The sequence below is a fragment of the Paenisporosarcina antarctica genome (assembly GCF_004367585.1).
In the GTDB taxonomy this organism is placed as follows: Bacteria; Bacillota; Bacilli; order Bacillales_A; family Planococcaceae; genus Paenisporosarcina; species Paenisporosarcina antarctica.
This window is the reverse complement of the sequence record NZ_CP038015.1, coordinates 1,194,510-1,220,037: the sequence shown is the minus strand read 5'-3', so window position 1 is coordinate 1,220,037 and position 25,528 is coordinate 1,194,510. Positions and strand designations below refer to the sequence as shown.

At 37.2% G+C, this 25,528-nt stretch carries 24 protein-coding genes, 1 riboswitch and 1 other annotated feature; of the genes, 3 read left to right on the top strand and 21 right to left on the bottom strand.

What is annotated here, in order from left to right:
* Positions 1–229 precede the first annotated feature (229 nt).
* On the top strand, positions 230–643 hold the full coding sequence (locus tag E2636_RS06145) for a YslB family protein (RefSeq protein WP_134209417.1): 414 nt from the start codon (positions 230–232) through the stop codon (positions 641–643).
* A 156-nt stretch (positions 644–799) separates the two neighbouring features.
* Here E2636_RS06145 and E2636_RS06140 read toward each other — a convergent pair whose 3' ends face one another.
* The 14 genes from E2636_RS06140 to zapA all read right to left on the bottom strand — a co-directional run bounded on the left by E2636_RS06140 (position 800) and on the right by zapA (position 16,225).
* On the bottom strand, positions 800–1,174 hold the full coding sequence (locus tag E2636_RS06140; protein ID WP_134209416.1) for a DnaJ family domain-containing protein: 375 nt from the start codon (positions 1,172–1,174) through the stop codon (positions 800–802).
* Positions 1,175–1,231: 57 nt separating this feature from the next.
* Positions 1,232–2,455, bottom strand: coding sequence for an aspartate kinase (locus E2636_RS06135; protein ID WP_134209415.1), 1,224 nt, complete (start codon positions 2,453–2,455; stop codon positions 1,232–1,234).
* Positions 2,456–2,643: 188 nt separating this feature from the next.
* Positions 2,644–2,825: riboswitch (Lysine riboswitch) on the bottom strand.
* A 42-nt stretch (positions 2,826–2,867) separates the two neighbouring features.
* Complete coding sequence (gene uvrC / locus E2636_RS06130) at positions 2,868–4,658, bottom strand: excinuclease ABC subunit UvrC (RefSeq protein ID WP_134209414.1); 1,791 nt, start codon at positions 4,656–4,658, stop codon at positions 2,868–2,870.
* 93 nt (positions 4,659–4,751) lie between these two features.
* The gene (trxA, locus tag E2636_RS06125) at positions 4,752–5,066 is read right to left on the bottom strand and encodes a thioredoxin (RefSeq protein WP_134209413.1); all 315 of its coding nucleotides are present in this window, start codon (positions 5,064–5,066) and stop codon (positions 4,752–4,754) included.
* A 191-nt stretch (positions 5,067–5,257) separates the two neighbouring features.
* On the bottom strand, positions 5,258–6,232 hold the full coding sequence (locus tag E2636_RS06120) for an electron transfer flavoprotein subunit alpha/FixB family protein (protein WP_134209412.1): 975 nt from the start codon (positions 6,230–6,232) through the stop codon (positions 5,258–5,260).
* A 37-nt stretch (positions 6,233–6,269) separates the two neighbouring features.
* Entirely contained in the window at positions 6,270–7,043 is a 774-nt protein-coding gene (locus E2636_RS06115; protein ID WP_017379865.1) for an electron transfer flavoprotein subunit beta/FixA family protein, read from the bottom strand.
* A 25-nt stretch (positions 7,044–7,068) separates the two neighbouring features.
* Complete coding sequence (locus E2636_RS06110; protein ID WP_134209411.1) at positions 7,069–7,842, bottom strand: enoyl-CoA hydratase; 774 nt, start codon at positions 7,840–7,842, stop codon at positions 7,069–7,071.
* A gap of 18 nt (positions 7,843–7,860) precedes the next feature.
* Positions 7,861–8,442 (bottom strand): fatty acid metabolism transcriptional regulator FadR, encoded by a 582-nt coding sequence (locus E2636_RS06105; protein WP_134209410.1) that lies wholly within the window; start codon positions 8,440–8,442, stop codon positions 7,861–7,863.
* Positions 8,443–8,529: 87 nt separating this feature from the next.
* The gene (locus tag E2636_RS06100; RefSeq protein ID WP_134209409.1) at positions 8,530–10,233 is read right to left on the bottom strand and encodes a long-chain-fatty-acid--CoA ligase; all 1,704 of its coding nucleotides are present in this window, start codon (positions 10,231–10,233) and stop codon (positions 8,530–8,532) included.
* 460 nt (positions 10,234–10,693) lie between these two features.
* A complete protein-coding gene (locus E2636_RS06095; RefSeq protein WP_134209408.1) occupies positions 10,694–11,107 on the bottom strand; it encodes a DUF350 domain-containing protein in 414 nt (137 codons plus the stop codon).
* Between the two features lie 98 nt (positions 11,108–11,205).
* A complete protein-coding gene (locus tag E2636_RS06090; protein ID WP_134209407.1) occupies positions 11,206–13,569 on the bottom strand; it encodes an endonuclease MutS2 in 2,364 nt (787 codons plus the stop codon).
* 13 nt (positions 13,570–13,582) lie between these two features.
* Entirely contained in the window at positions 13,583–15,283 is a 1,701-nt protein-coding gene (gene polX / locus E2636_RS06085; protein WP_134209406.1) for a DNA polymerase/3'-5' exonuclease PolX, read from the bottom strand.
* Between the two features lie 137 nt (positions 15,284–15,420).
* Positions 15,421–15,960, bottom strand: coding sequence for a CvpA family protein (locus E2636_RS06080; RefSeq protein WP_134209405.1), 540 nt, complete (start codon positions 15,958–15,960; stop codon positions 15,421–15,423).
* Between the two features lie 4 nt (positions 15,961–15,964).
* Complete coding sequence (gene zapA, locus E2636_RS06075) at positions 15,965–16,225, bottom strand: cell division protein ZapA (protein ID WP_134209404.1); 261 nt, start codon at positions 16,223–16,225, stop codon at positions 15,965–15,967.
* Between the two features lie 89 nt (positions 16,226–16,314).
* Here zapA and rnhC point away from each other — a divergent pair, with 89 nt between their 5' ends.
* Positions 16,315–17,253 (top strand): ribonuclease HIII, encoded by a 939-nt coding sequence (rnhC, locus tag E2636_RS06070; RefSeq protein ID WP_134209403.1) that lies wholly within the window; start codon positions 16,315–16,317, stop codon positions 17,251–17,253.
* Between the two features lie 772 nt (positions 17,254–18,025).
* On the opposite strand, the gene pheT is transcribed toward rnhC, so the two are convergent.
* From pheT to E2636_RS06055, 3 genes are all read right to left on the bottom strand, one after another.
* Complete coding sequence (gene pheT / locus E2636_RS06065; protein ID WP_134209402.1) at positions 18,026–20,437, bottom strand: phenylalanine--tRNA ligase subunit beta; 2,412 nt, start codon at positions 20,435–20,437, stop codon at positions 18,026–18,028.
* 12 nt (positions 20,438–20,449) lie between these two features.
* Positions 20,450–21,487 (bottom strand): phenylalanine--tRNA ligase subunit alpha, encoded by a 1,038-nt coding sequence (gene pheS / locus E2636_RS06060; RefSeq protein ID WP_134209401.1) that lies wholly within the window; start codon positions 21,485–21,487, stop codon positions 20,450–20,452.
* Positions 21,488–21,530: 43 nt separating this feature from the next.
* Positions 21,531–21,766, bottom strand: a binding site (T-box leader).
* Between the two features lie 43 nt (positions 21,767–21,809).
* Positions 21,810–22,586 (bottom strand): TrmH family RNA methyltransferase, encoded by a 777-nt coding sequence (locus tag E2636_RS06055; RefSeq protein ID WP_134209400.1) that lies wholly within the window; start codon positions 22,584–22,586, stop codon positions 21,810–21,812.
* Positions 22,587–22,680: 94 nt separating this feature from the next.
* Here E2636_RS06055 and sspI point away from each other — a divergent pair, with 94 nt between their 5' ends.
* Positions 22,681–22,890 (top strand): small acid-soluble spore protein SspI, encoded by a 210-nt coding sequence (gene sspI / locus E2636_RS06050; RefSeq protein WP_134209399.1) that lies wholly within the window; start codon positions 22,681–22,683, stop codon positions 22,888–22,890.
* Positions 22,891–22,926: 36 nt separating this feature from the next.
* Here sspI and E2636_RS06045 read toward each other — a convergent pair whose 3' ends face one another.
* From E2636_RS06045 to argF, 4 genes are all read right to left on the bottom strand, one after another.
* Positions 22,927–23,376, bottom strand: a complete 450-nt coding sequence (locus tag E2636_RS06045; RefSeq protein ID WP_134209398.1) for a small multi-drug export protein — start codon at positions 23,374–23,376, stop codon at positions 22,927–22,929.
* Positions 23,376–23,876, bottom strand: a complete 501-nt coding sequence (locus E2636_RS06040; RefSeq protein WP_134209397.1) for a hypothetical protein — start codon at positions 23,874–23,876, stop codon at positions 23,376–23,378. Before E2636_RS06040 ends, E2636_RS06045 begins: the two co-directional genes overlap by 1 nt.
* Positions 23,873–24,082, bottom strand: coding sequence for a helix-turn-helix transcriptional regulator (locus E2636_RS06035; RefSeq protein WP_134209396.1), 210 nt, complete (start codon positions 24,080–24,082; stop codon positions 23,873–23,875). Before E2636_RS06035 ends, E2636_RS06040 begins: the two co-directional genes overlap by 4 nt.
* 174 nt (positions 24,083–24,256) lie before the next feature.
* Positions 24,257–25,222 carry an ornithine carbamoyltransferase gene (argF, locus tag E2636_RS06030; protein WP_134209395.1) on the bottom strand — a complete coding sequence of 322 codons (966 nt, stop codon included), beginning with the start codon at positions 25,220–25,222 and terminating at the stop codon, positions 24,257–24,259.
* Positions 25,223–25,528 lie beyond the last annotated feature (306 nt).

The following is a 25,528-nucleotide window of genomic DNA, read 5'->3' as shown; positions in this document are numbered from 1 at the left end:
CTTCGTATGCTACGAAAGCAATATTGACTGCATATCTCATCATGGTACAATATTATGACATGTTTATTGTACTCCCATCAATAGGGAGCGTCAAGGCAAGGGAGCGCACTAGAAACAACAAGTAAACGCAGATATATTCTCGATTTTGCATAGTTTTTCTACCTTGCCTATGATAAATTCTTATATTCAAAAAATTTTGACGCGAATTTATTTAGAAAGTGAGATTTAAATGACAATGACAGACACAAAAACAGTACCCACTTTTGGTTATGAATTAATTCGGGATCATGTGCTTTCTACAATTCTAGGCAAGCACGAAAGCGATATTTTATACTGGTCAGGAAAAGAATTAGCTCGTAAGTTTCAGATGTTTTCAATGGAAGAAACGACTTCTTTTTTTCAAGAAGCTGGCTGGGGTGAGTTAACACTTGAACGCCTTACAAAAAATGAAGCCTTTTACAAATTAACAGGAGAACCTGATTTACTCCAAATCGAAAAACGTTGCTTTCGCTTAGAGGCAGGTTTTTTAGCACAACAACAACAAAAACTAGGTGGTTTTTTGACCGAATGCTTTGAAGAAAAGGACCTGAAGAAGAACGTCATTCAATTCCATGTGAAATGGGATCTCAAAGAAAAAATTTAAACAGCACAGAATAGCACACCATGGCAGACCGACTCCTTGGTAGGCTACGGAGTTAGACACAGAAATTTAAAATAGTTGTTCAGTATACAAATTTAAAGCAGTTTCACCTAAAATAAGCTGGCCGCCACTTCCATATGGAGTGACTACCAGCTTTTTTTAATCCCATTTAAACTTATCGTCTATTTGAGATTGATATTGTTTAAAAGCAGCACTACTATTTGTCTTAATTCCTTTTTTAGATAATAGTTGATTCATTTTTGTGAGTTTTTGATTGTACTGTTGCTCGAGCTCAGTCTTTTCTTGTCGCGTAGCTTTTTTCATTTGATGTTGCAAATCACTTATTTCTTCTTTAATAAACTGCGCTTCTGCATCATGACCTGAGTTTTTTAATACGCGCATAACCATACGAATATTTTCTGGATAATGAGTAAATTCATCTGGTGGCAAAGGTTTCCCTGCTCCCGGCAAATTATCAAACTGTCCATCACGCTGTGCTTTTTTGATTAAATCCTCCACGATATGCCAGTTCATTTACTTTCACTGCCTCTCATGTTAATCAGAGTATCATCATCATAGCATGACAAACTCTTATACTCGAACTACAGCTAATCCAAATTCATCGTGCAAAGCATTTGTTGCTTTTAACATGTCAATTTCAGGGATAACTACCGAAACTTTAATTTCTGAGGTACTCACCATCTTCACGGCGATTTCTTCTTTACGAAGTCGATCAAACATTTGAGCAGCCACACCTGGATTTGAAACCATTCCAGAACCAACAATTGATACTTTAGCTAAGCCCTCTTCAAAATTTGCTAATTGGTAACCTAAATCAGCCTTATTGCTTTTTAGTATATGAATTGTTTCGGCAAAATCTTCTTTTTTAATTGAAAATGACACACTTGGTTGTATCCCTTCCATAATACTTTGAACAATAATATCAACGTTTATATGATATCTTGCAAGCATAGTGAAAATTTTAGCGAGAGAGCCATTAAATGGCACTTCATATGCAATTGTAATACGAACAATTTCTGGTTCAAATGCGACACCGCGCACAATTAGGTTTTTCTCCAATGTTGGTTCCTCCAATAATATAGTACCTGTTTCTTCGCTTAAACTTGAACGAACACTGAGTGGCAAACAAAAGTTTTTGGCGAATTCTACAGCACGAGGATGTAATACACCCGCCCCTAAATTTGCTAGTTCTAACATCTCATCATATGACAGTTCTTGTAATTTCCTGGCACCTTCTATATAACGTGGATCTGACGTATAAATGCCATCGACATCGGTATAAATATCGCATCGGTCCGCTAGAATTGATGCAGCAATAGCAACTGCCGTTGTATCCGAACCTCCACGACCGAGTGTCGTGATTTCACCAAACGCATCCAACCCTTGAAATCCAGCAATGACTATCACTTTACCAGCACTCAAAGCTTGTTCTATCCGAATGGTATCGATGTGTTCAATCCGAGCATTACGATGAACGGATTCAGTTCCAATGCCCGCTTGCCAGCCGGTGAATGATACCGCATCTTGCCCCATATGTTGAAGACTCATTGTTAATAAAGCACTCGTCACTTGTTCCCCCGTTGATAACAACATATCCATTTCGCGTTTTGAGGGCTCTGCGGATAAATCCTCTGCTAAACGCAGCAATTCATCTGTTGTTTTCCCCATAGCTGAGACAACCACTACAATTTCATGACCTTTTGCAGTCTCTCCGATAACACGTTTTGCGACGTTTCGAATACGTTCAGTGTTACCAACAGAAGTCCCACCAAATTTCATGACAATACGACTCAATGTTAACTCTCCCTTTATTTCCAAAGAAGCTAAATTAGAAAAACAAGATTGCATCCAAAATAGTGCAAGATGATGTCTTTTCCTATACTGATACGCAAAAATAAAAGTTTATCAATATAAAAAAACAGCTTATCCACGAAAATTCGTGAAAAGCTGTCTCCATGCATGGCCGTTCGAAAGAAGCGTCCATGTGAGATAGCCCTCCAGAATCATTTAGATTCTGACAATCCTGCATTTTTTCAATACAAAACCAGCTCGACATAAGAAACAGTTTATGTCGAACTTCGGCGAATTCCCCTTTCACCTGCAGTCGTCGGATCTGTTCATCCTCTAGCAGGTTACTGATGATTTTCGCACCTCTATCACCACTTATTAAGTGATTCAATTTCAGTGTGTCAACAATAGCACATGGTTACTCTTTTGACAATGTTTCATTATGAAAATAAGTTGACATTGATTCAGCAATTTTCAAAGGCAATCCTGATTCATTCAATTCAGTGACTGTTGCTTCTTTAATACGTTTTACTGATCCAAAATGTTTTAATAACATTTTTTTGCGTTTTGGTCCTATACCTTCAAATCCATCTAAAGCAGATGCCACGGTATGTTTTCCTCTTTGTTGTCGATGGAATGTAATGGCAAATCGATGCACTTCATCTTGAATACGTTGAAGTAAATAGAATCCTTCACTCGTCCGTTTTAACGGAATAATTTGAGGAGGATCCCCATATAACAATGAAGAAGTTTGGTGCTTCGCATCTTTTGCGAGTCCTGCAATCGGTATAGATAAACCAAGTTCATCCTCAATAATTTCCCGGGCAATTTCCATTTGTCCTTTCCCACCATCAATAACGATTAAATCAGGTAAAGGTAATTGGTCATTTAATACACGCGTGTACCGTCTACGTATAACTTCCCGCATCGCCCCATAGTCATCATGACGTGCCGCTGTTTTCGTTTTATATTTACGATAATCTTTTTTATTAGGTCTTCCATCTATAAACGAGACCATCCCAGAGACTGCATCGGCCCCATAAATATGTGAGTTATCGAAAGCTTCAATTCGTAGAGGTGGCGAGATATTCATAGCTTTCCCGAGATCGTCAACAGCACCTATCGTTCGTTGTTCTTGTCGATCAATGAGTTGGAATTTTTCGCGTACTGCAATTTCAGCATTCTTTGTCGCTAAATCAATCATTTGTTTTTTCTGCCCGCGACTTGGCGAAGCCACTTTTACTTCGAGTAGTTGATTGGCTAAGTCCAAATCAACTGAAATAGGCAACAGCACTTCTTTTGGTTTTATATGATGTGGCTGATCATAAAATTGTCCTAAGAAAGTTAAAAATTCATCGTCAGGATCTTGGTATAAAGGGAATATAGATACATCGCGTTCAATTAATTTGCCTTGTCGTACAAAGAAAACTTGCACACACATCCAACCCTTATCAATTGCATAGCCAAAAATATCACGATCCGTAAAATCATTCGTCATCATTTTTTGCTTTTCCATAACGGTTTCAATATGCGTAATTTGATCGCGGTATTCTTTTGCTCGTTCAAACTCCAAATTTTCAGAAGCCACTAACATCTTCCCTGTTAATTCTTGTTTGACTTGTTGGTATCCTCCATTTAAGAATCGTGTAATTTCATCAATAATCTCACGATAGGCATCTTGCTCAATTGGTTTTACGCAAGGTGCTAAGCATTGACCTAAATGATAATACAAACAAACTCTGTCCGGTAATGTTGGACATTTGCGTAATGGATATAATCTATCCAACAATTTTTTTGTTTCACTAGCTGCATATGCATTTGGGTAAGGACCAAAATATTTTCCTTTGTCCTTTTTAACTTGCCGGGTTGTAATTAATTTCGGGTGTTTTTCACCTGTTATTTTAATATAGGGATATGTTTTATCATCTTTAAGCATAATGTTATATTTAGGATCGTGTTTTTTAATTAAGTTCAGTTCTAAAATCAATGCTTCGATGTTTGAAGATGTAACGATGTATTCAAAGTCCTCAATTTCATTGACAAGACGTTGTGTTTTTCCGTCATGACTGCCCGTGAAATACGAACGTACTCGATTTTTCAATACTTTGGCTTTCCCAACATAAATAATCGTACTTTGCCTGTCCTTCATTAAATAAACACCAGGCTGGTCCGGTAATATCGTACATTTCTGTTGTATTAATTCATTCACTATTATCATCACCTACTGAAAAAAAACCGGGCGCCCTTGGGTACCCGGTTTTTTTAATATGTCAATATACTTGTGCCTGACTAAAGGGCAATTTTATGCGTGTTTGTTAACTAAATCTACTAATGCTTCTTTCGGGTTAAATCCAACTACTTTATCAACAGGTTTCCCGTCTTTGAAAAGAACTAATGTTGGAATAGACATAATACCGAAGTTGCTAGCAGTTTCTTGGTTTTCATCCACATCTATTTTTACAATTTTAACTTTATCACTCATATCAGCGTCTAGTTCCACTAAAACTGGAGCGATCATTTTACATGGACCACACCATGGTGCCCAAAAATCGACTAATACTAAGCCGTCTGAAATTTCGTTTGAAAAACTTTGATCTGTACCGTGTACAATTGCCATAATAAATATCCTCCTTCAAATACAAACTGTAAACGTAGTATAGCATGTGAGAAAATGCGCTTCTACTATTCTGCTCAGTAAGCTAAAAATTACATTCTAGACCTAATCCTTCTAAGGTATATTAACCTTTTAAACATCTTTTAAACACAAAAACTCCGCAAAAAATTCATTTTGCGGAGTTTTTTTAAGTATTAATTAGCTTTCATTTTTTTGAATTCTTCTGTCAACATTGGAATGACTTCGAACAAATCACCAACGATTCCATAATCAGCAACTTTGAAAATGCTCGCTTCAGAATCTTTATTGATTGCCACGATAATTTTCGAGTTAGACATTCCTGCTAAATGTTGAATTGCGCCAGAAATACCTGCTGCAATGTATAGGTCAGGCGTTACCACTTTACCTGTTTGTCCAATTTGAAGAGAGTAGTCACAGTAGTCAGCGTCACATGCTCCACGAGATGCTCCAACAGCTCCACCTAATACTCTAGCTAATTCATTTAATGGTTCAAAACCAGCTTCACTTTTAACGCCACGACCACCAGCTACAATTACTTTTGCTTCTGATAAATCCACGCCTTCAGTTGATTTACGAACAACTTCTTTAATTATTGTACGAAGGTTCTTTATATCTACTGATACAGATGATACATCACCTGTACGGCTATCATCGTGAGCTAAAGGCTCAATGTTGTTAGGACGAACCGTTATGAAATCAATACCATCTTTGATTTTCACTTTTTCAAATGCTTTACCAGAGAAGATCGGACGAACAAATACAGCATCTGAACCTTCGCCTTCAATACTTGTTACATCTGAAATTAGGCCAGATTTTAATTTACTTGCTACTTTAGGAGATAAATCTTTTCCGAGTGCTGTGTGTCCGAAAACAACTGCATCTGGACTCTCACCCTCAACTACTGCCATAAATGCTTGGCTGTAACCGTCAGAAGTATATATTTTTAAATGTGGATGTTCAACAGTTACCACACGGTCTGCTCCATAATGAATCATTTCAGTTGCTAGAGATTGAACAGAGTCCCCTAAAAGAACAGCTACAATCTCTCCACCGCCTGAAATTTTCTTCGCTGCAGCGATTGCTTCAAAAGATACATTACGTAAAGCACCTTCACGTGCTTCACCTAATACGATTACTTTTTTTGACATGATGTGTTTCCCTCCAATTACAAATCTTTAGATTCGATTAAACGACTTTTGCTTCTTTACGAAGTAATTCTACTAATTCTTGTACTTGGTTTGAAAGATCGCCTTGCAACACACGACCTGCTTCTTTTTTAGGAGGTAAATAAATTTCAATTGTCTCCGTTTTCGCTTCAACATCATCTTCATCAATATCTAAATCATCTAACTCAACTTCTTCTAGAGGTTTCTTTTTCGCTTTCATAATCCCAGGTAAAGAAGGATAACGAGGCTCATTTAACCCTTGTTGAGCTGTAACTAGAAGTGGTAATGATGTTTCAATCATTTCAGAATCGCCTTCTACATCACGAACGATACTAACTTGTGTTCCGTTAATTTCTAATTTCGTGATAGTTGTTACATAGTTAATATCTAATAAGTCAGCTACTCGTGGTCCAACTTGTCCAGATCCACCATCAATCGCAACGTTTCCAGCTAAAATTAAGTCTGGGTTTTTATCTTTCAAGTAATCCGCTAAAATCTGAGCAGCTGTAAATTGGTCCATTTCATCTAAGTCATCTTCTACGTTAATAAGAACAGCTTTGTCGGCTCCCATTGCAAGTGCAGTACGAAGTTGCTTTTGTGCATCTTCTCCACCCATTGTCAATACAGTCACTTCGCCACCGTGTGCTTCACGAACTTGGATAGCTTCTTCAATCGCATACTCATCGTAAGGATTAATGATAAATTCAGCGCCGTCTTCTTGAATCTGGCCACCTGAAATGACAATTTTTTCTTCTGTATCAAATGTACGTTTTACCAACACATAAATATTCATGTTGCAGACCTCCCAATACTTGTCATTATTTTCCTTTGAATGATGGTTCGCGTTTTTCAATGAAAGCAGAAATTCCTTCTTGAGCATCTTCAGATACGAAAACGGTTCCAAAAGATTGTGCTTCAGCTTTCACACCTTCATCATAAGCGTATGATTTTGCGTATTGTAGCATCTCAATTGCAGCTTTCATTGCAACTGGGCTCTTCTTCGCAATTTTAGTAGCCAATTCCATTGATTTAGCAAGCACTTCTTCTTCTGCATACGCACGGTTTGCTAAACCCCATTGAACGGCTTCTTCACCACTAATTGTATCACTTGTTAGCAACATCTCTGCTGCCTTAGGTATACCTACTAATCTTGGTAAACGTTGAGTACCTGCAAAACCAGGAATCAAACCTAGCTGTAATTCAGGTAATCCTAGTTTAGCATTATTAGATACAATTCGCATGTGACAACTCATAGCAAGTTCAAGTCCTCCGCCAAGAGCAGCTCCGTGAATAGAGGCGATGACAGGTTTCGAGAATCGTTCTAGACGTTCAAATATTTCTTGTCCACTTGCAGATAAAGCTGTGAATTCTTCTCCTGTATTAATTAGAGTGAATTCTTTAATATCTGCTCCTGCTGAGAAGAAACGACCTTCCCCGTGTAAGACGATGACACGAACGCTGTCATCATGTTCAACTGCATTCATTAATTCGTTTACTTCGACAATAAGGGCGCGTGATAATGCATTTGCTGGTGGTCGATTGATCGTTACTTTCGCAACATAATTTTCTACAGTCCAACTCAAAAATTCCATACATATCCATCCTCTCACTTATGCTTTCATACCTCTTAGTAAAAGTTGATGAACTTTTGGTGCTAAACTCATCAAATCATACTTTTGTTCATTCATAACCCAAGTAGTAAGAGTCTCATCAATTGTACCAAAGACCATGTGTCTCGCAAGGCGTATATCTAAATCTTCTTGAAATTCGCCATTTTCTTTTCCTTCGATTAAAATATCGTCGAGTAACATTAAGTACTCCTTTAATACTTCATTGATTTTTAAGCGAATTTCTATATTAGATTGTCGTAGTTCTAACTGAGTAACAATTGCTAAATGGTGATCTGTACCTAGTACATTAAAATGATTTTCTATCATTTTCAGTAGTTTATCTGATGATGTTGTGCCATCATTAATAATGCCTTTTAAGTTATCAACAAATAAACCCATTTTTTCTTGGAACACAGATATTAAAATATCTTCTTTATTTTTGAAATACAAATAGATCGTTCCATCGGCGACGCCAGCTTGTTTAGCGATTTTAGAAACTTGGGCTTGGTGATACCCATTTTCTGCAATCACAACAACTGCTGCATCGATTATTTGTTTAAACTTTGGTTTGTCTCGTTTCATAGATATCACCGCCAAAAAATAAAATTGTGAATGAATATTCATTCACAATTTTATCTTAGACTGATGAATCACTGTTGTCAAGAGATGTTACGTAGTAGTAGCAGCACTGGCATTTATGATTTTTTCTTTTTCTTCTTCAACTAGTGTACGTCGTAAAATTTTACCTACTGCTGTTTTTGGTAACTCTTTTCTAAATTCATAGATTCGCGGAACTTTAAATGCTGCTAAATGCTCCCTGCAAAATGCGTTTAGCTCTTCTTCTGATACATGTTGATTTTCTTTAAGGACAATGAACGCTTTAACAGTTTCTCCGCGGTAAGGATCCGGTACACCGGCCGCTACACATTCTTGAATTGCAGGATGTTCATACAGCACTTCTTCAATTTCACGAGGATACACATTAAAACCACCTGCAATAATCATATCTTTCTTACGATCGACTATATAAAAGAAACCTTTTTCGTCCATATATCCTAAATCTCCTGTTAATAACCAACCATCACGCATCGTATGTTCGGTTTCTTCCGGACGATTCCAATAGCCTTTCATAATTTGCGGACCACGAACACATATCTCCCCGATTTGACCCGGAGGCATTGGCTCCGTTGAATCCATTTGGAAAATTCCCGCATCAGTATCAGGCCAAGGCACCCCAACCGAGCCTTTAATACGTTCGTTATCCCAAACAAAATTCGCATGTGTCACTGGAGAAGACTCCGTAAGACCATATCCTTCTACTAACTTACCACCTGTCACTTTTTCAAACTTATCTTGGATTTCTACCGGTAATGGTGCAGAACCACTTAAACAAGCTTCGATTGAAGATAAATCGTATTTTCCAATGTCTGGATGATTCAATAATCCAATATATATCGTTGGAGCACCCGGGAATAATGTCGGCTTTTGTTTATGAATTGTTTTCAGCGCTGATTCTACGTCAAACTTAGGTAATAGAACCATTCGATTTCCAAGCATTACAGATAAGATTAATACGGTTGTCATACCGTATACATGGAAAAATGGTAGGATTCCTAAAATTGTTCCTTTCCCTTTTTCACTACGATAAAGCCACGCATCACACATGGTAGCATTTGAAATTAGGTTTTTATGAGTTAACATAACACCCTTCGGGAATCCGGTTGTTCCACCAGTATATTGTAAAATTGCAATATCTTCTTCAAAATCAAAAGGAACTTCAATTTTTTCAGCTTTCCCTACTTTCATGACTTCAGGGAACAAGTGATTCATGCCTCGATGTTCCACTTTTACAGAAAAACCATACTGTTTCTTTTGTATAAACGGGTAAACTAAATTTTTCGGGAATGGTAAGTAATCTTTAATACCCGTAATAATTATATTTTCTAAATTCGTTTCTTTAATCACCTTTGAAATACGTGGGAATAAAATATCAAGTGAAAGAATCGCTTTTGCTCCAGAGTCTTTCATTTGATAGGCAATTTCACGCTCAGTATAAAGAGGATTTGTTTGTACTACAATTGCCCCTGCATACAAGATCCCATAATATCCAATGACATTTTGAGGACAGTTTGGCAACATTATAGCCACACGGTCGCCTTTTTCAATTCCAATTGCCCTTAAATAATTAGCAAACTTTAAAGAAGATTCATAGAGTTCTTGATACGTGACGTCTTTCCCTAGAAAATGAATAGCTACTTTTTCCGGATAATTTTGATAGGCACGTGTCAAATATTCCTGAACTGGAATAGCTTCGTATGTTAGCGTATGTGGAATTTCTGGTGGATACTGAGTTAACCAAGGTTTTGCCGTCATATTTTTTCCCCCTTTTTTTAAATCGTTTGAATATTCCTATTCTTTATTATAGAGAAATATGAATCCGCTTACAATAAAATAACAAAAAAACATGGGATAATTTACATGTTCCATGCAATATTTTAAAAAATCGTAAGAAAGTTTACGATTTTTTACCTATTTAATTGACTAAGCTTTTTGATTTCCATTGGACAGCAAACCCACTAAATCATATCCTTGAGAATGAAAACAAAATGAGAGGTGACAAAAGTCACCTCTCATTTCGCTTTTTTCTACAGTCAACCTTGCTGTGTTTTTGTATCCGCCGCTCACTTGAACGCCTACGGTTACTTCGACGCTAAGGAAATCTTGCAACTTTTACGGTTTCTTATTGTACGTATAAATACAGGATGCCTACTAGAATAAATCCGATACATACAACGAGTAATACTTTTGCTAGTTTTTCCAATATAATCCGCTCCTATGAAATGCTTGCACCAATGACAAATGATAAACCGACAGAAATCGATAAAGAAATAAACCCGACAGATCGATTGTCATTTTTAATCTCTTGATCAATATTAAACTTTGGCGTCAAAAATTCAAATAAGAAATAAGCGACTATGAGTAAAAAGAACCCATATAATCCCCACCCTATCATTTCAGGTAGTGAATTATGATTGTCAATTGCATAGCGAAAAATGTTCGCCACCCCAAAAATTTTCCCACCGGTTGCCATAGCTACTGCCATATTTCCTTTTTGAATCTCTTCCCAGTTTTTATATTTCGTTACGAGTTCAAATAAAACCATCGTCACAATTAAACACAACACAACCACACTAAAATATCCGGCTGTTTCCACTAATGGGTGTTCCCAAAAATTCATAGCTATCATATTGTTTACTCCTTAAATCGTTTCTAGCTTTTACGAATGAAATGCTCATAAGTTTCAATTAAATGAGTTTTTTCAACATAATGACGGAAAAGTATAGTTTATTTCAACTCCACTATCGTCACACCATGTCCACCTTCGCTTGATTCACCAAATCGATAGCTTTTCACGCGAGAATGTTTCTTCAAAAACTGTTGAATTCCTTGTCTTAATGCTCCTGTACCTTTTCCATGAATAATTGATACTTGGTTGTAGTTAGACAACACTGCATCATCTATATATTTCTCAGCTCTTAAAACCGCATCATCATATCGTTCCCCACGCAAATCTAATTCTAGTTTCACGTATGTATCTCGACCCTTCACATGAGTCATTGCAAAAGTTTGTTTTTGTTTCTCTGGTTTGATGTATTGTAAATCAGATTCATCTAATTTCATTTTCAAAATACCAATTTGAACTGTCCATTGCGTGCTTGAAACTTTGTCCAACAAAATACCTTTTTGACCATAACTTAAGACTTTGACTTCATCACCTTGTGTTAGGGTTTTTTCACGCTCTTTAATTTGTTGTTGTTTTTTTAGTACAGTGTTTTCAGGTGCTGCTTTTTCCAAACGTTTCCGTACATCGATTAATTCATGGTCTTTGACTACATATTGTGCATTTTTTTGCATACTACGAAGTTCGGCAATAATGCCTTCAGCTTGTCTTTTTGCTTCCTCGACAATTTTCCGTGCTTTATCTTTTGCCTTTTGTTCGAGTTTGTCTTTTTGATCTTCATGTTGTTGTAATTGATTTGTCAAATCTTCTCGAATTTTTTCTGATTCGATGCGTAATTCAGCGGATTGCTCAGCATCTTTTTCAGATTTTTTTCGACTTGTTTCAAGCGAAGCGATCATCGATTCAACTTCGTGACGATCTGTGCCGGTAAATGACTGTGCATGTTTAATAATATGTGCCGGTAACCCTAGTCGTTTTGAAATTTCAAATGCATTACTTCGACCAGGAACGCCAATTAATAACTTATATGTTGGACTTAATGATTCAACATCAAATTCAACACTTGCATTCGCAACTCCTGGTCGATTAAAGCCATAAGCTTTTAACTCTGGGTAATGAGTCGTTGCCATGACACGAGCACCTCTGCCATGAACTTCATCTAAAATAGAAATAGCAAGGGCAGCACCTTCTTGTGGATCAGTTCCTGCTCCAAGTTCATCAAATAATACCAAGCTTTGCTCATCAAACTTAGATAATATATCAACGATGTTCACCATATGAGAAGAAAATGTACTTAAACTTTGTTCAATGGATTGTTCATCTCCAATATCAGCGAAAATTTGATCAAATACAGCAATTTCCGAACCATCTAATACAGGAATCGGAACACCTGCTTGAGCCATTAATGTACATAGTCCTATTGTTTTAAGTGTAACGGTCTTACCACCTGTATTTGGTCCTGTAATAACGATAGCAGTAATGTCATCGCCAAACTCAATCGTATTAGCAACTGCCTCCTCTATATTTAACAAAGGATGACGGGCTTTCACCAAACGAATCATTCCTTTTTCGTTGACTACTGGCTTTGTGCAATTATTAGCTTGACCATATTTCGCTTTCGCTAAAATAACGTCTATTTCCCCTAGAATTTGAACTACACCAAATAAATCGTGAGCTACATTTTGAACCTCAAGTGATAGCATCAACAAAATACGTTCTATTTCTTCATTTTCATTCATTTTCAATTGACGTATTTCATTATTCGCTTGTACTATTGCAGCCGGTTCAATAAATAAAGTTTGCCCAGATGAAGATTGATCATGAACAATTCCACCATAGTTCCCACGGTATTCTTGTTTTACTGGGATTACAAAACGATCATTACGGATGGTTATAATCGTATCCGATAACATTTTCGATGCATTTTTCCCGCGTATATAGCCATCTAACTTTTCACGTACACGGTTTTCTTGTGAGCGTAATTGTTGTCGAATCGTGCGTAGTTGGATACTCGCACTATCTAAAACTGCCCCATTATCATCAATGCACGCAATGATTTCGTGTTCGAGTGCAGTTAAGATTGGTATTGCTTGTTTGCGTTCTATGAAATATGGAATATTAATGTCTTCAGTTTCTTCTACCGCTTCAAAAAATTGACGCAATACTCGACTTGCACGAATGGTACTCGCTATTTCCATTAGTTCAATAGGACTTAGCATCCCACCAATTTGTGCACGTTTTGCATGTCCACGCACATCAAATATGCCACCCATCGGTACATTTCCACGTACGCGTAGCAGTGATAACCCTTCATCCATTTCATCTAATAATCTCACGACCTCATCGTAAATGATGGAAGGTTCTAATACATCTAACTGTGCACTTCCTAGTGAGGATGTACAAAAATTGGCTACTTGAGCTCTCACTTTATCAAATTCAAGTGTTTTCAATGCGCGTTTTGTTATCATTCAAAACACTCCTTTATTTCAAGAAATTTTTCAACTTTTCATAAGACCATGTATTAACAATTAGGTCTTGCTTTAACCATGCTTTTTGAGCATATTTTACACCAATATTCATAAATCGTAATTGATCAATAGCATGTGCATCTGTATTTATGGCAATAGGTACTTGTAAGTTTTGTGCTTCTATTAAATACTCTGTAGCTAGATCAAGACGATGCGGATTTGCATTCAATTCAAGGATTTTGCCGTATTCTGCAGCCCATTTAATTAATTGTGACACATCTGGATTATAGCCTGGACGTACTCCAATAATACGTCCTGTGGGATGCGCTATCATATCGACATGTGGATTTTTCATTGCCGTTAATAAACGATCCATAATTTTTTCTTGTGGTTGACTAAAGCTTGAATGAATTGATGCAATGACAAAATCGAGCTCTGCTAGGAGGTCATCATCAAAATCAAGCGAACCATCCGGTAATATGTCCATTTCAGTACCCGCCATTATTTGAATCTCTGGATACTCTTGTTGAATTTGTCGAATCTCTTTAATTTGTTCACGTACGCGTTCTGCAGATAAGCCATTTGCTATTCGTAAATAATGTGAGTGATCCGTAATTGCTATATGTGTGTAGCCTTTTTCCAGACATGCTTCAATCATTTCGCGCAATGTATGAGCCCCGTCTGACTGTGTGGTATGCATGTGCAAATCCGATATTATTGATTCCACATGTACGAGTTCTTTCAAATCCTCTTGACGTTCAAATTCTTTAGAATCCTCACGTACAGCGGGCGGAAAATAAGGAAGTCCGAAATGAGCGAAGAAGTCTTGTTCTGAATCAAATGTTTGATTTGAACCATCTTCTTGCTCCACTCCATATTCGCTGATTTTTTTACCTTGAGATTTAGCTATTTGACGAAGCTTGATATTATGATCTTTTGATCCCGTAAAATGATGAAGAGCAGTTATGTAGGCTACAGGTTCTACTAAACGGAAATCGACATCAATTAATTCTTCATAATCAATCGTTACTGAAACTTTTGTGTCTCCAGCTGCAATAATTTCAGTTACGGGTAACTCTTTTAATAAAGCTTCTCTCACTGCCACAAAATCTGTAGTTGCGATAATAAAATCGAGATCTTTACTCGTTTCCTTTACACGACGAAAGCTCCCAGCCACTGAGAATTTGTCTATGTGTGTGATTTTACTCAAAATATCTTCAATCACTAACACAGCCGTTTCTAAACGCCAAATGGGTAAACGATCTGGTCTTGATTCAAATTGGTCCAATTCTTTCATGATTTTTTCTTGTGTTTTTGCACCAAAACCTGCTAATGCTTGAACTTTTCCATCCACACAAGCCAATTTTAAAGAATCTGCTGAATCGACACCAAGTTCTTGATATAACTTTGCTATTTTCTTTCCACCTAGACCAGGAAGTTTTAATAGAGGTAATAAACCACTTGGCACAGACTCTTCTAACTCTTGCAATACGGTTGACTTGCCTGTTTCAATCAATTCATCAATTACTGCGGCAGTTCCTTTTCCAATGCCTTTTAATTTTGTCACATCGTCCATTTCAGTAAGGCTTCTTGCATCAAGCTCAAGTGCTTGAGCCGCCTTTCGGAAAGCAGACACTTTAAATGGGTTTTCACCTTTTAATTCCATATATAAAGCAATTTTCTCTAAGGTTCGGATAATAATTTTTTTATTCATAACGATTCCTCCAGTCATTCAGTTCGTGTTTAAAAAGATCAAGACAAATGCAGTGATGTCTTCACTCTGCATAGTTACTTTAAGTGTACTTTTTAAACTATCTCTAAAAAAAACTCCTCTCAGGAAGAGAGAAGTCACTATTCAGTATAGATGTACCACCAATTTTTAACCGCATCAGAAAAATATGGTGTGTTTTCTAGCATGAAAATCGCTAAATTGGAGTTTTCAATTAAACTTTGGAAAGGTTCTATTGGTAATAAAGCAAATACATAAATTAAAATAAACAACAATATGTAAAATTCAATAAATCCTAAAATTGCTCCTGTAATCTTACTAATAAATCCTAATACAGGTAAGTACGAAAGAAAATCAAACATGGAAGCAACAAGTTGTAAAGCAAATTTGATTACAAAAAAGATGAGTGCAAATGCAATCAATTGATAAAACGTTTGATCTAAATCAAGTTTCTCAATTGCAAATGTAAGCCTTGAACTTGAGTCAACTGCAGGATATGGAATCCATAACACAAATTTCTCAGCAAGTGGTTTATAATAAGTATAGGCCACGATGAGTGCAATAATAAATCCCGTCATATGTAACAATTGGACGATTAGACCTCGTCTAGCACCCACGATTAATCCTATTAATAATAGTAGTAAAATCACAAAATCTAACATTTATTCAGCCCTTTAACATTTTTATTTCTTCTTCTAGTCGTTCTATTTGATCTTTTATTTTAACATATTCATGCATGGCGTTAAGTGCTGTAAGAACAGCTAATTTAGAACTATCTAATGATAGATTATGAGTATTTATTTCTCTCATTTTATCGTCAACCATAGATGCAACTAGACGCATATGCCCGCTCGTTTCCGAACCCATCATCATATATGTTTGTCCATAAATATCTACTGAAACTCGTATTTTATGTTTCTCTGACAAAGGTTTCCCTCCTCATCAAAATCCTATTATGTATCATACCATGAAATGGATACAGTTGTGAATAATGAACCATAGAAAGGAAAGTGTTCATGTCAAACGAAGTTCTTTTATTATCTACTAATCAACTAAAAACCGTCATGTCCTATTATTTAAAAAACAAAATTCATAGAAACGCACCGGGTGTGGTTTTTGCTGCGAAACTATCAGACACATCTATTACTGTTTACAAGTCTGGGAAAGTATTGTTTCAAGGTGGAGGTGCAAGTCGAGAAGCAATGCGTTGGGGAACAGTACAAGAAAAAGCAGGTAAAAAAGTCAGCTCGACAAAAGGTGATACTTTACCTGAAGGGTTTGCCTTGAAATCAGTCCTTGGTTCCGATGAAACTGGAACTGGTGATTTTTTTGGTCCTATGACAGTTGCTGCTTGTTACGTGCCTGCAGATAAAATCGAACTCATTCAATTCTTAGGTGTCAAAGACTCAAAAATGCTGACGGATGACCTTATGCGCAAAATGGCTCCTGATTTAAAAACATCACTGACTTACAAAATCCTGGTCCTTGGGAATGAAAAATACAACACCGTGCAAGCTACAGGCTGGTCACAAGGAAAAATAAAAGCACTGTTACACAATCAAGCCTTGAAACATGTACTCTCTAAAATTGCCCCTGATAAACCTGAGTTTATATTAATTGATCAATTTGCAGAACGAGGCATTTACTACAATCATATAAAAGCTGAAAAAGAAATCATTCGTGAAAATGTATTGTTCTCAACTAAAGCTGAACAACTTCATGTATCAGTGGCAGCTGCATCCATTTTAGCACGCGTTGCCTTTTTAGAAGAGATGGATAAGCTCAGTCAAAACGCTGGAGTCACTATACCAAAAGGTGCTGGTTTTAAAGTAGATGAAGTCGCAGCACAAATTTTATTATCTAAAGGTGAAGATTATTTAACGTCAATTACGAAAAAGCATTTTGCGAATACAGGGAAAGCCACCGTTCTTGCCAATAAGAAAAAAAGAATATAACATCTTATATTTGCAAGAAAACCGGACAAAAATTGAACTGACCCAGTAGTTTGAGTGACACCGCTGAAAAAGGATTTAGCGACTTGAATTTTCGAATCACTGTTGACGACAAACCTACTGCACTAAAGAAGAAGACTAGCGATGTGACGTTCACATCGCTAGTCTTCTTTTCTGGTAGGCGATTTTGTACGGATGTGCGTCCTTTAGCTCGCCTACAACCACGTGCACAGGTCTGAATTTCTCTAACTAGCGTTACGATACCAAGATGTCGACAACAATTTCCATATCACTTTAGATTGCTTCTTTGTGTCACTTTCAGTTTGGCTATCCTCTTTTTCAAACTTAATTACCAAGTTTCATAACCTCTCATCTATTTTCCAAAATCCACATTTAAAAGTCACCAATCTTTAACATATTAATTAGCTATTTAATTCCCAAAATTTAACTATTACAACGTGAATCGCTATTTTTACAACATGAAGGTTTAATTTTACAACGTCACCTTACATAATTACAACGTCACAACCAATAATTACAACTGAGCTATGCTCGACCTAAGAACTTTAGAATTTTGACGATGCGAGACACTTTATAGTATGGGAATACCCTTTTTTATGGACTTACAGATACTTCATAACACTCAACTAACGACCAGATTCACACCTATCTCAACATTGCTTGTTGGAATGAAAAAAAGGATGTATATAATTATTTTCACTTTCTTATAAAATAAAAAAAGAAGAGGTTTAGTTCTCCCTCTTCTTCCTATGGTTTATCCTCGAAGTTGTGCGTTACCTTCTACTTCAAGAGCTTTTAATACTTTCGAATGAGCCTTTACGACTTCTTCATCTGTTAATGTACGTTCTGGATCCTCGTAAGTTAGAGAGAATGCTACAGATTTTTGACCTGGTTCCATTTTCTCTCCTTCGTATAAATCAAAAACTCGGACATCTTTCAATAACTTACCACCCGCTCCACGAATAATTTGTTCTAATTCGCCAGCCGCTTTCGCTCTTTCAACGACTAAAGCAATATCACGTGAGATAGATGGGAAACGTGGTACTGGTGTGTACAATAATGGTTCTAGAGAGAAAGCTAATAGTTTAGCCATGTTCAGTTCCATTACATATGTTTCTTTTAAATCGCGTTTCTTTTGTTCAGTTGGATGTAATTGTCCAACAACACCGATTGACTTGTCGGCTAGTTTAATTGTCGCCGTTCTACCTGGGTGTAGACCATTCACTTGCGCCTGTTCAAATGACAGATGTTTGTCTAATCCTAGTTTTGCAAACAAGCCTTCAATAATTCCTTTTAACACAAAGAAATCGACTGTTTTGCGTTCACCTTGCCAGCTATGGTCAAGCCATTTACCTGTCAAAACTGCCGCTACATGTTCTTCTTCGTGAGGAAGACCTTCAGCTGTTTCACCTAAGAATACAGAACTTGTTTCAAATAACGTCACTGCATCTGCTTTACGCGCTACGTTATAAGTGGCAGCTTCGAGTAAATGTGGAATTAATGATTGTCGAAGGGTACTTCGTTCTTCGCTCATAGGCATTAATAATTCCGTTACAGGTGCTGTTTCTAACGCAAAGCTTTGCGCAAGCTCTTTAGATGTTAATGAATAGGTGATTGCTTGATGCAAGCCTGCACCTTCCATGAAGTTGCGAACGATTCGGCGCTGTGCTTGATAAGGAGTTAACCCACCAGGCGTTATTTCACCATCTGGAAGTGTTAATGGGATTTCATCATAGCCATAAATACGAGCAATTTCTTCCACGATGTCTTCTTCAATCTGGATATCTTGGCGACGTGTGGGTGCTTGAATATAAAGCTGTCCATTCGCTGCTTCGAAATCGAATTTTAGACGACTTAAAATAGCTGTCATTTCTTCTAAAGAAATTTTCATACCTAAACGATTATTAATGAAGTCTGGGGATACCACTACTTCTTTTTGTGATTTATCCAGTTCGTCAACTTTAACGCTGCCTTGTAGGACTTCTCCTCCAGCAAGTTCCGCAATCAGTTGTGCTGCACGCTCTGCGGCCGCTTCCACACGATTCGGATCTACGCTTTTTTCAAAACGAGAGCTCGCATCACTGCGGAGGTTATGGTCTTTTGATGTTTGACGAACAGAAGCGGGTTTGAAGTATGCTGACTCTATAACGATGGTTGTCGTGCCTTCATGTACTTCTGAATTAGCGCCACCCATAACTCCTGCAATCGCTACAGGTTCTTGACCGTTTGTTATAACCAAATGATGGGCTTGTAATTCGCGTTGTTGATTGTCCAATGTGGTGATTTTTTCACCTTGACGTGCTGCGCGCACAACGATTTCACCTGTTTCTAGACGATCGTAATCAAATGCATGAAGTGGTTGACCATATTCCATTAACACATAGTTGGTCACGTCAACAACATTATTATGTGGTCGCACTCCTGCAGCCATCAAACGTTGTTGTAACCATAATGGAGATTCACCGATTTTTACATTTTTCACTACTTTTGCAACGTACATTGGGTTTGCATCCAAGTCTTCCACACGTAGTTTCAAGACATTTTCAGCTACTTCATTTGATGAAGTATAGTTGATTTCAGGATATTTCATATCTTCAGAAAGAATCGCACCAACTTCGTATGCCACACCTAACATGCTCATAGCATCTGCACGGTTTGGCGTTAAACCAAGTTCTAGCACCGTATCATGTAACCCTAGAACTTCAAGTGCATCTGCACCCGTTTGTGTATCAACTGGCAATACATAAATTCCTTCAGCATACGCTTTGGGTACAAGCTTCCCTTCAATTGCAAGCTCTTGAAGTGAACAAATCATACCGTTTGATTCTTCTCCACGAAGTTTCGCTTTTTTAATTTTCATGCCTCCGGCTAATATCGCTCCCGGACGTGCCACGATTACTTTTTGACCAGTAGCTATGTTTGGTGCTCCACAAATAATTTGTGTCATTTCTTCCCCAACATCAACTTGGCATATGGATAATTTATCTGCTTCTGGATGCTTTCCACATTCCACTACATGACCAACAACGACGTTAGTCATTCCATGTGAGCGATCGATAACAGCATCAACTTCTATGCCTGATCGCGTAATCATCTCTGCAAGCTCTGCTGGAGCTAATCCTTTTGTCTCGATGTAATCTGCTAACCATTTTGTAGAAACTAGCATGTGATCTCCTCCTTACACTTCAGTTCGGTGGAATTGAGAAACGAATCGCACATCATTTGTATAGAAATGACGAATGTCTTCCACTCCATATTTCAACATCGCAATGCGCTCTGGTCCCATACCAAATGCAAACCCTGACAGACGTTTTGAATCGTAACCTGCCATTTCTAATACATTTGGATGCACCATACCGGCACCTAAAATTTCGATCCAACCTGTTTTTTTACAGACGTTACAGCCACTTCCACCACATTTAAAACAAGATATATCCATCTCAACAGATGGCTCAGTAAATGGGAAGAAACTTGGACGTAAGCGAATTTCACGATCGTCACCAAACATTTTCTTTGCAAACACAGATAATGTACCTTTTAAATCACTCATGCGAATGTTCTCACCGATGACAAGACCTTCGATTTGAGTGAATTGGTGTGAATGTGTCGCATCATCGTTATCACGTCGGTACACTTTACCAGGGCAAATAATTCTAATTGGTTCTCCGCCTTTAGCTTCCATCGTTCGTGCTTGCACTGGTGATGTATGTGTTCGAAGTAATATATCTTCTGAAATGTAGAATGAATCTTGCATATCACGAGCTGGATGCCCTTTTGGCAAGTTCAATGCTTCGAAGTTATAGTAATCTTTTTCCACTTCAGGACCTTCAGCAATTTCATATCCCATACTAATAAATAAGTCTTCAATTTCTTCTACAACACGTGTTAAAGGATGATGATTTCCTGTTTTTACAGGACGACCTGGTAATGTCACATCAATTGATTCATTTTTTAGTTGTTGTTGAATTGCAAAGTCTTCTAATACAACAAGACGTTCATCTAGAACTGATGTTACCTCTTCACGAATGACGTTTACAAGTGCACCCATTTTAGGACGTTCTTCAGCCGGTAGTTTCCCCATGCCTTTTAATAAATCCGTAATCGGTCCTTTTTTCCCTAAATATGCTACACGTACGTCTTGAAGTTCTTTTACAGTTGAAGCAGATTCTATTTTGCTAATCGCTTCTTGTTTTAATTGTTGTAATTGTTCTTGCATTTGTACATCCTCCCTCTAAAAAAATAAAAAACCCCGCCCCTGAAAAAGGGACGAGGAACTATTTTCGCGGTACCACCCTGATTACTACGCTGATTTTCCAGACGTAATCACTTCATTGAATTAACGGCTCTTCACCGGCACACCTTTACAGCAACTGCTGGTCCTGGCGGCAACTAACGGGGTGAACTTCGATGAAACTTTTATATTTGCACTTTCAGTCTTGGTGCAAACTTCCTTAATAAAAGGATTTCACGTACTCTTCCCGGTCAAAGCTTTTAGCGTATCATATTACTTTCTATTATAAACTTAATTCATTTTTTCATCAAGATTCAACTTGAATAGGTATTAATGTGTATAAAAGAATCCCTGTTGCAACTGCTACGTTTAATGATTCGGCTTGTCCTACTAATGGGATTTTTAAATTCATATCCGTTTGTTGGAGCAGTTGTTGTGACAATCCACTACCTTCATTACCCATAATTAATGCGAATTGTGGTTGTGGTTCGATATGGTTGTAGACGACTGAATCATCTAAAGAAGTTCCATATACAGGAATATCTTTATACTTGCATGCTTGTACCCAATCAGATAAGTCGCCTTTTACAATCGGAATATGGAAATGTGAACCTTGACCAGATCGGACGGTTTTCGGGTTAAAAGCATCCGCTGATCCTTTCCCTAAAATAACTGCATCTAGTCCAGCAGCGTCCGCTGTACGAATCATTGTACCAACATTGCCTGGATCTTGAACAGCATCAATAAAGAGAAGCTTTTCCCAAGATTGTTGTTGTTCTTTGGTCGTTGTTGATTGGCTACAATGTGCATAAATTCCTTGCGAGTGTTCAGTTTCAGCCATTTCTTTAGCTATGTCCATTGTTACTTCAATAATTTCAATTTCTTCAACATTCCAGTTTTTTGGAATGGTCATTCCTTCTCTTACAATAAGTGCTAAAACAGACTCTTGTTTTCTCAACGCTTCTTCAACTAAATGGAATCCCTCAACTAAGAATTCTCCTGATTTGTCTCGCTCTTTACGTACGGTAATAAGTCTTTTCCAATGCTTTACTTGTGCATTTTGCGATGATTCTATGCGTTTCATTTCTAGTTGTACCACCTTTTTCTTTTAAGTGTATCAAATTCATGTATAAGTGGCGAGAGCTGGGCACAAAATGAAAACGTGAGGAGGAGAAATTATGGACTTTCAAATTAGAGATGCTATTACAGCTAACATGATCGGTAACGATGCTTCACAAATTCGTGACGTCGTTGAAGATGCCATTAAACGTGGCGAAGAACATTTGCTTCCAGGGCTTGGTGTGTTTTTTGAAAAATGGTGGCAGACCGCTCCTGAACCAGAAAAAGAAACCGTATTAAAGCATTTGGAACAAACGTTTAAAGCATAAGAAAAGTCTCCGTTTAACGCGGAGACTTTTCTTATTTTAATTCTCTTTAACAAAGAAATCAAAACCAAGTGCGGTTAAAATACCAAATGTTAATGTCCATAGAGCGATACTAATAGTTAACCACAGCGTTGTCCATTTTTTATCTGCCCCAAGCTTCATGCCAATAAATGCAGCGATATGAGTACCAATTAATATAGGTCCAAGCAATGCAAGTCCTGGTAAACCATATTTACTCCAAATTTTCTTCGCTCTATCAGAACGTTTATTAGATGACGATTTGCCTTTTTCTTCTTGACGTTTCAACCACCAAACTTGAATTTTATCAAAGCCGATGATGACAATAATTACGGTTAATAAATTTCCTGTAAATGCAAGAACCATCACCCAAAATGGTGATAATCCAGCCACAATTCCTACAGGTATGACTAACGCTATTTCTAGCCAAGGAGTAGCTGCCCCTAAAAAAACTAATAAATATTCCCACATTAATCCTCGACCTCCTTCAAATGTTTACGTACTTCTAAGTAGTAGATTATATATTGCATAAGAGCTAAAAATAAGATACCAAGAATCATCCAAAATCTAGATAATTCAAATACTAAGTAGATCGCTACCAGTGCCGGAAGAGCCCACACGAAGAATGTGTACACTTTTTGTGCTGCTTTTCTCGTAATGTGTGTCATCCCTTCATCTTGCTCTAGGAATTCTAATGGACGAATTTGCCACATCGTTAGTTTTTGAGTAGGGTGTTGTTTGTTATGTTTGGCTATTTTAGATGCAAATATTGCCCCCAATACTAATGTTAAGGAAATAGATCCAAGCAATAACAAAGATTCGAAGGTAGCTAATTCAAACGAATAACTAAATTCGTCAGTACTATTAATTAATTCTGTAGTAGCACTAGTTACACTAAAAACAAAAAAACCAAACAGTACAATAAATGCCATTTGCCATAGTGGGTACTGTACACGAAAGTCTTTTTTCATAATTTCTTCTCTCCTTCCAACCAAAACAACTCATCAACTTTTATTTCAAACTCCCTTGCCATTTTTAAAGCCAAAGTAATTGATGGAGAAAAATTGCCTTTTTCTATAAAACCAATTGTTTGTCTGGTGACCCCTACTCTCTCTCCTAAGTCCCCTTGGGTAAATCCAAAACGTGCACGTAGTTCTTTAACTTTGTTATGGAGCATCCAGGCCAATCCTTTCTTCCATGTTAAGTATACTGTACTAAATGTAATATATACTTAACTTTTTGTCAATAATAAGTAACATTTTTATTAGTATGAATTCACTGCAGAAAATTAACTTTCTCACTTTTGCACACAAAAAAAGTTCCTGATAGCTTTCTCAGGAACTTTCTTTGTTTATGAAAAGACGGATGCGAGAATGGCCTTTTGTGCATGTAAACGATTCTCTGCTTGGTCAAATACATTTGAATGTGGACCATCGATAATCGATGTTGCCACTTCTTCTTCACGATGAGCAGGTAAACAGTGTAGAAATAAATAGTCTGACTTTGCATGTTTGACGAGTTCATCATTTATTTGATAGCCCTCAAAAGCTAGTAGTCGCGCTGCGGTTTCTTCTTCTTGCCCCATACTAGTCCAAACATCTGTGTAAATGACATCAGCATTCTTTACAGCTTCGATTGGGTTAGTGGTTGTTGTTATTGTCGATCCATTTGAAACTGCTAGTTGTTGAGCTTTTGCTAAAATACTATTATCTACTTCGAACCCGACTGGCGAGGCAATTGATACATCAACTCCAAGATGAGCACAGGCAATAATGAGTGAATGTGCCACATTGTTGCCATCCCCCACATAAGCTAACTTTTGACCTGGTAAGTAACCTTTAACTTCGTGAATCGTTAATAAATCGGCTAATGCTTGGCATGGATGATATAAATCTGTTAATCCATTGATAACTGGAATGGTTGCGGCATGAGCCAACTCTTCGACCATTTTGTGTGAATTGGCACGAATCATAATACCATCTAAATATCCTGATAATACTTTTCCTGTATCTGAAATGGGCTCACCACGTCCTATTTGCAAATCTCTAGCATGCATATAAATCGCTCTTCCGCCTAAGTGATTTATTCCCACTTCAAATGAAATACGTGTTCGGGTTGAATGCTTTTCAAAAATGAGCCCGACTGTCTTTCCTTCAAGCAAAGGAGGATGTACATCACTTTTTGCTAAACTCTTTAGATGCACCGCCAACTCTAACAATTCCTTTACTTCTTTAGACGAATAATCAAACCAAGTTAATAAGTCTTTTCCTTTTATACTCTTAACCACTTCAAGATTAACGTATTCTAATAATTTCATTAACAATCACCCCTAAATATAAATATGTATTACCTATTATAACTATGCATATTTATAAATGCAAGCGCATTTTTATTAATTTAAACACAAAAAAAGCGTCTTCAATTGGATAAGACGCTTTCTCAATTTTACATCAATTACTATTGTCTTGCTACTTCATACAGCTGTTAACATATTTGACCTGCTAAGACTACTGCTAAACAATTGGATATAATGATTTAAATCCAACTGTATAAGATACATGACAAGTTTCATTCACTACTACAAAAATAAGAACATGACACTTAAGAAAAATCATATAGATGA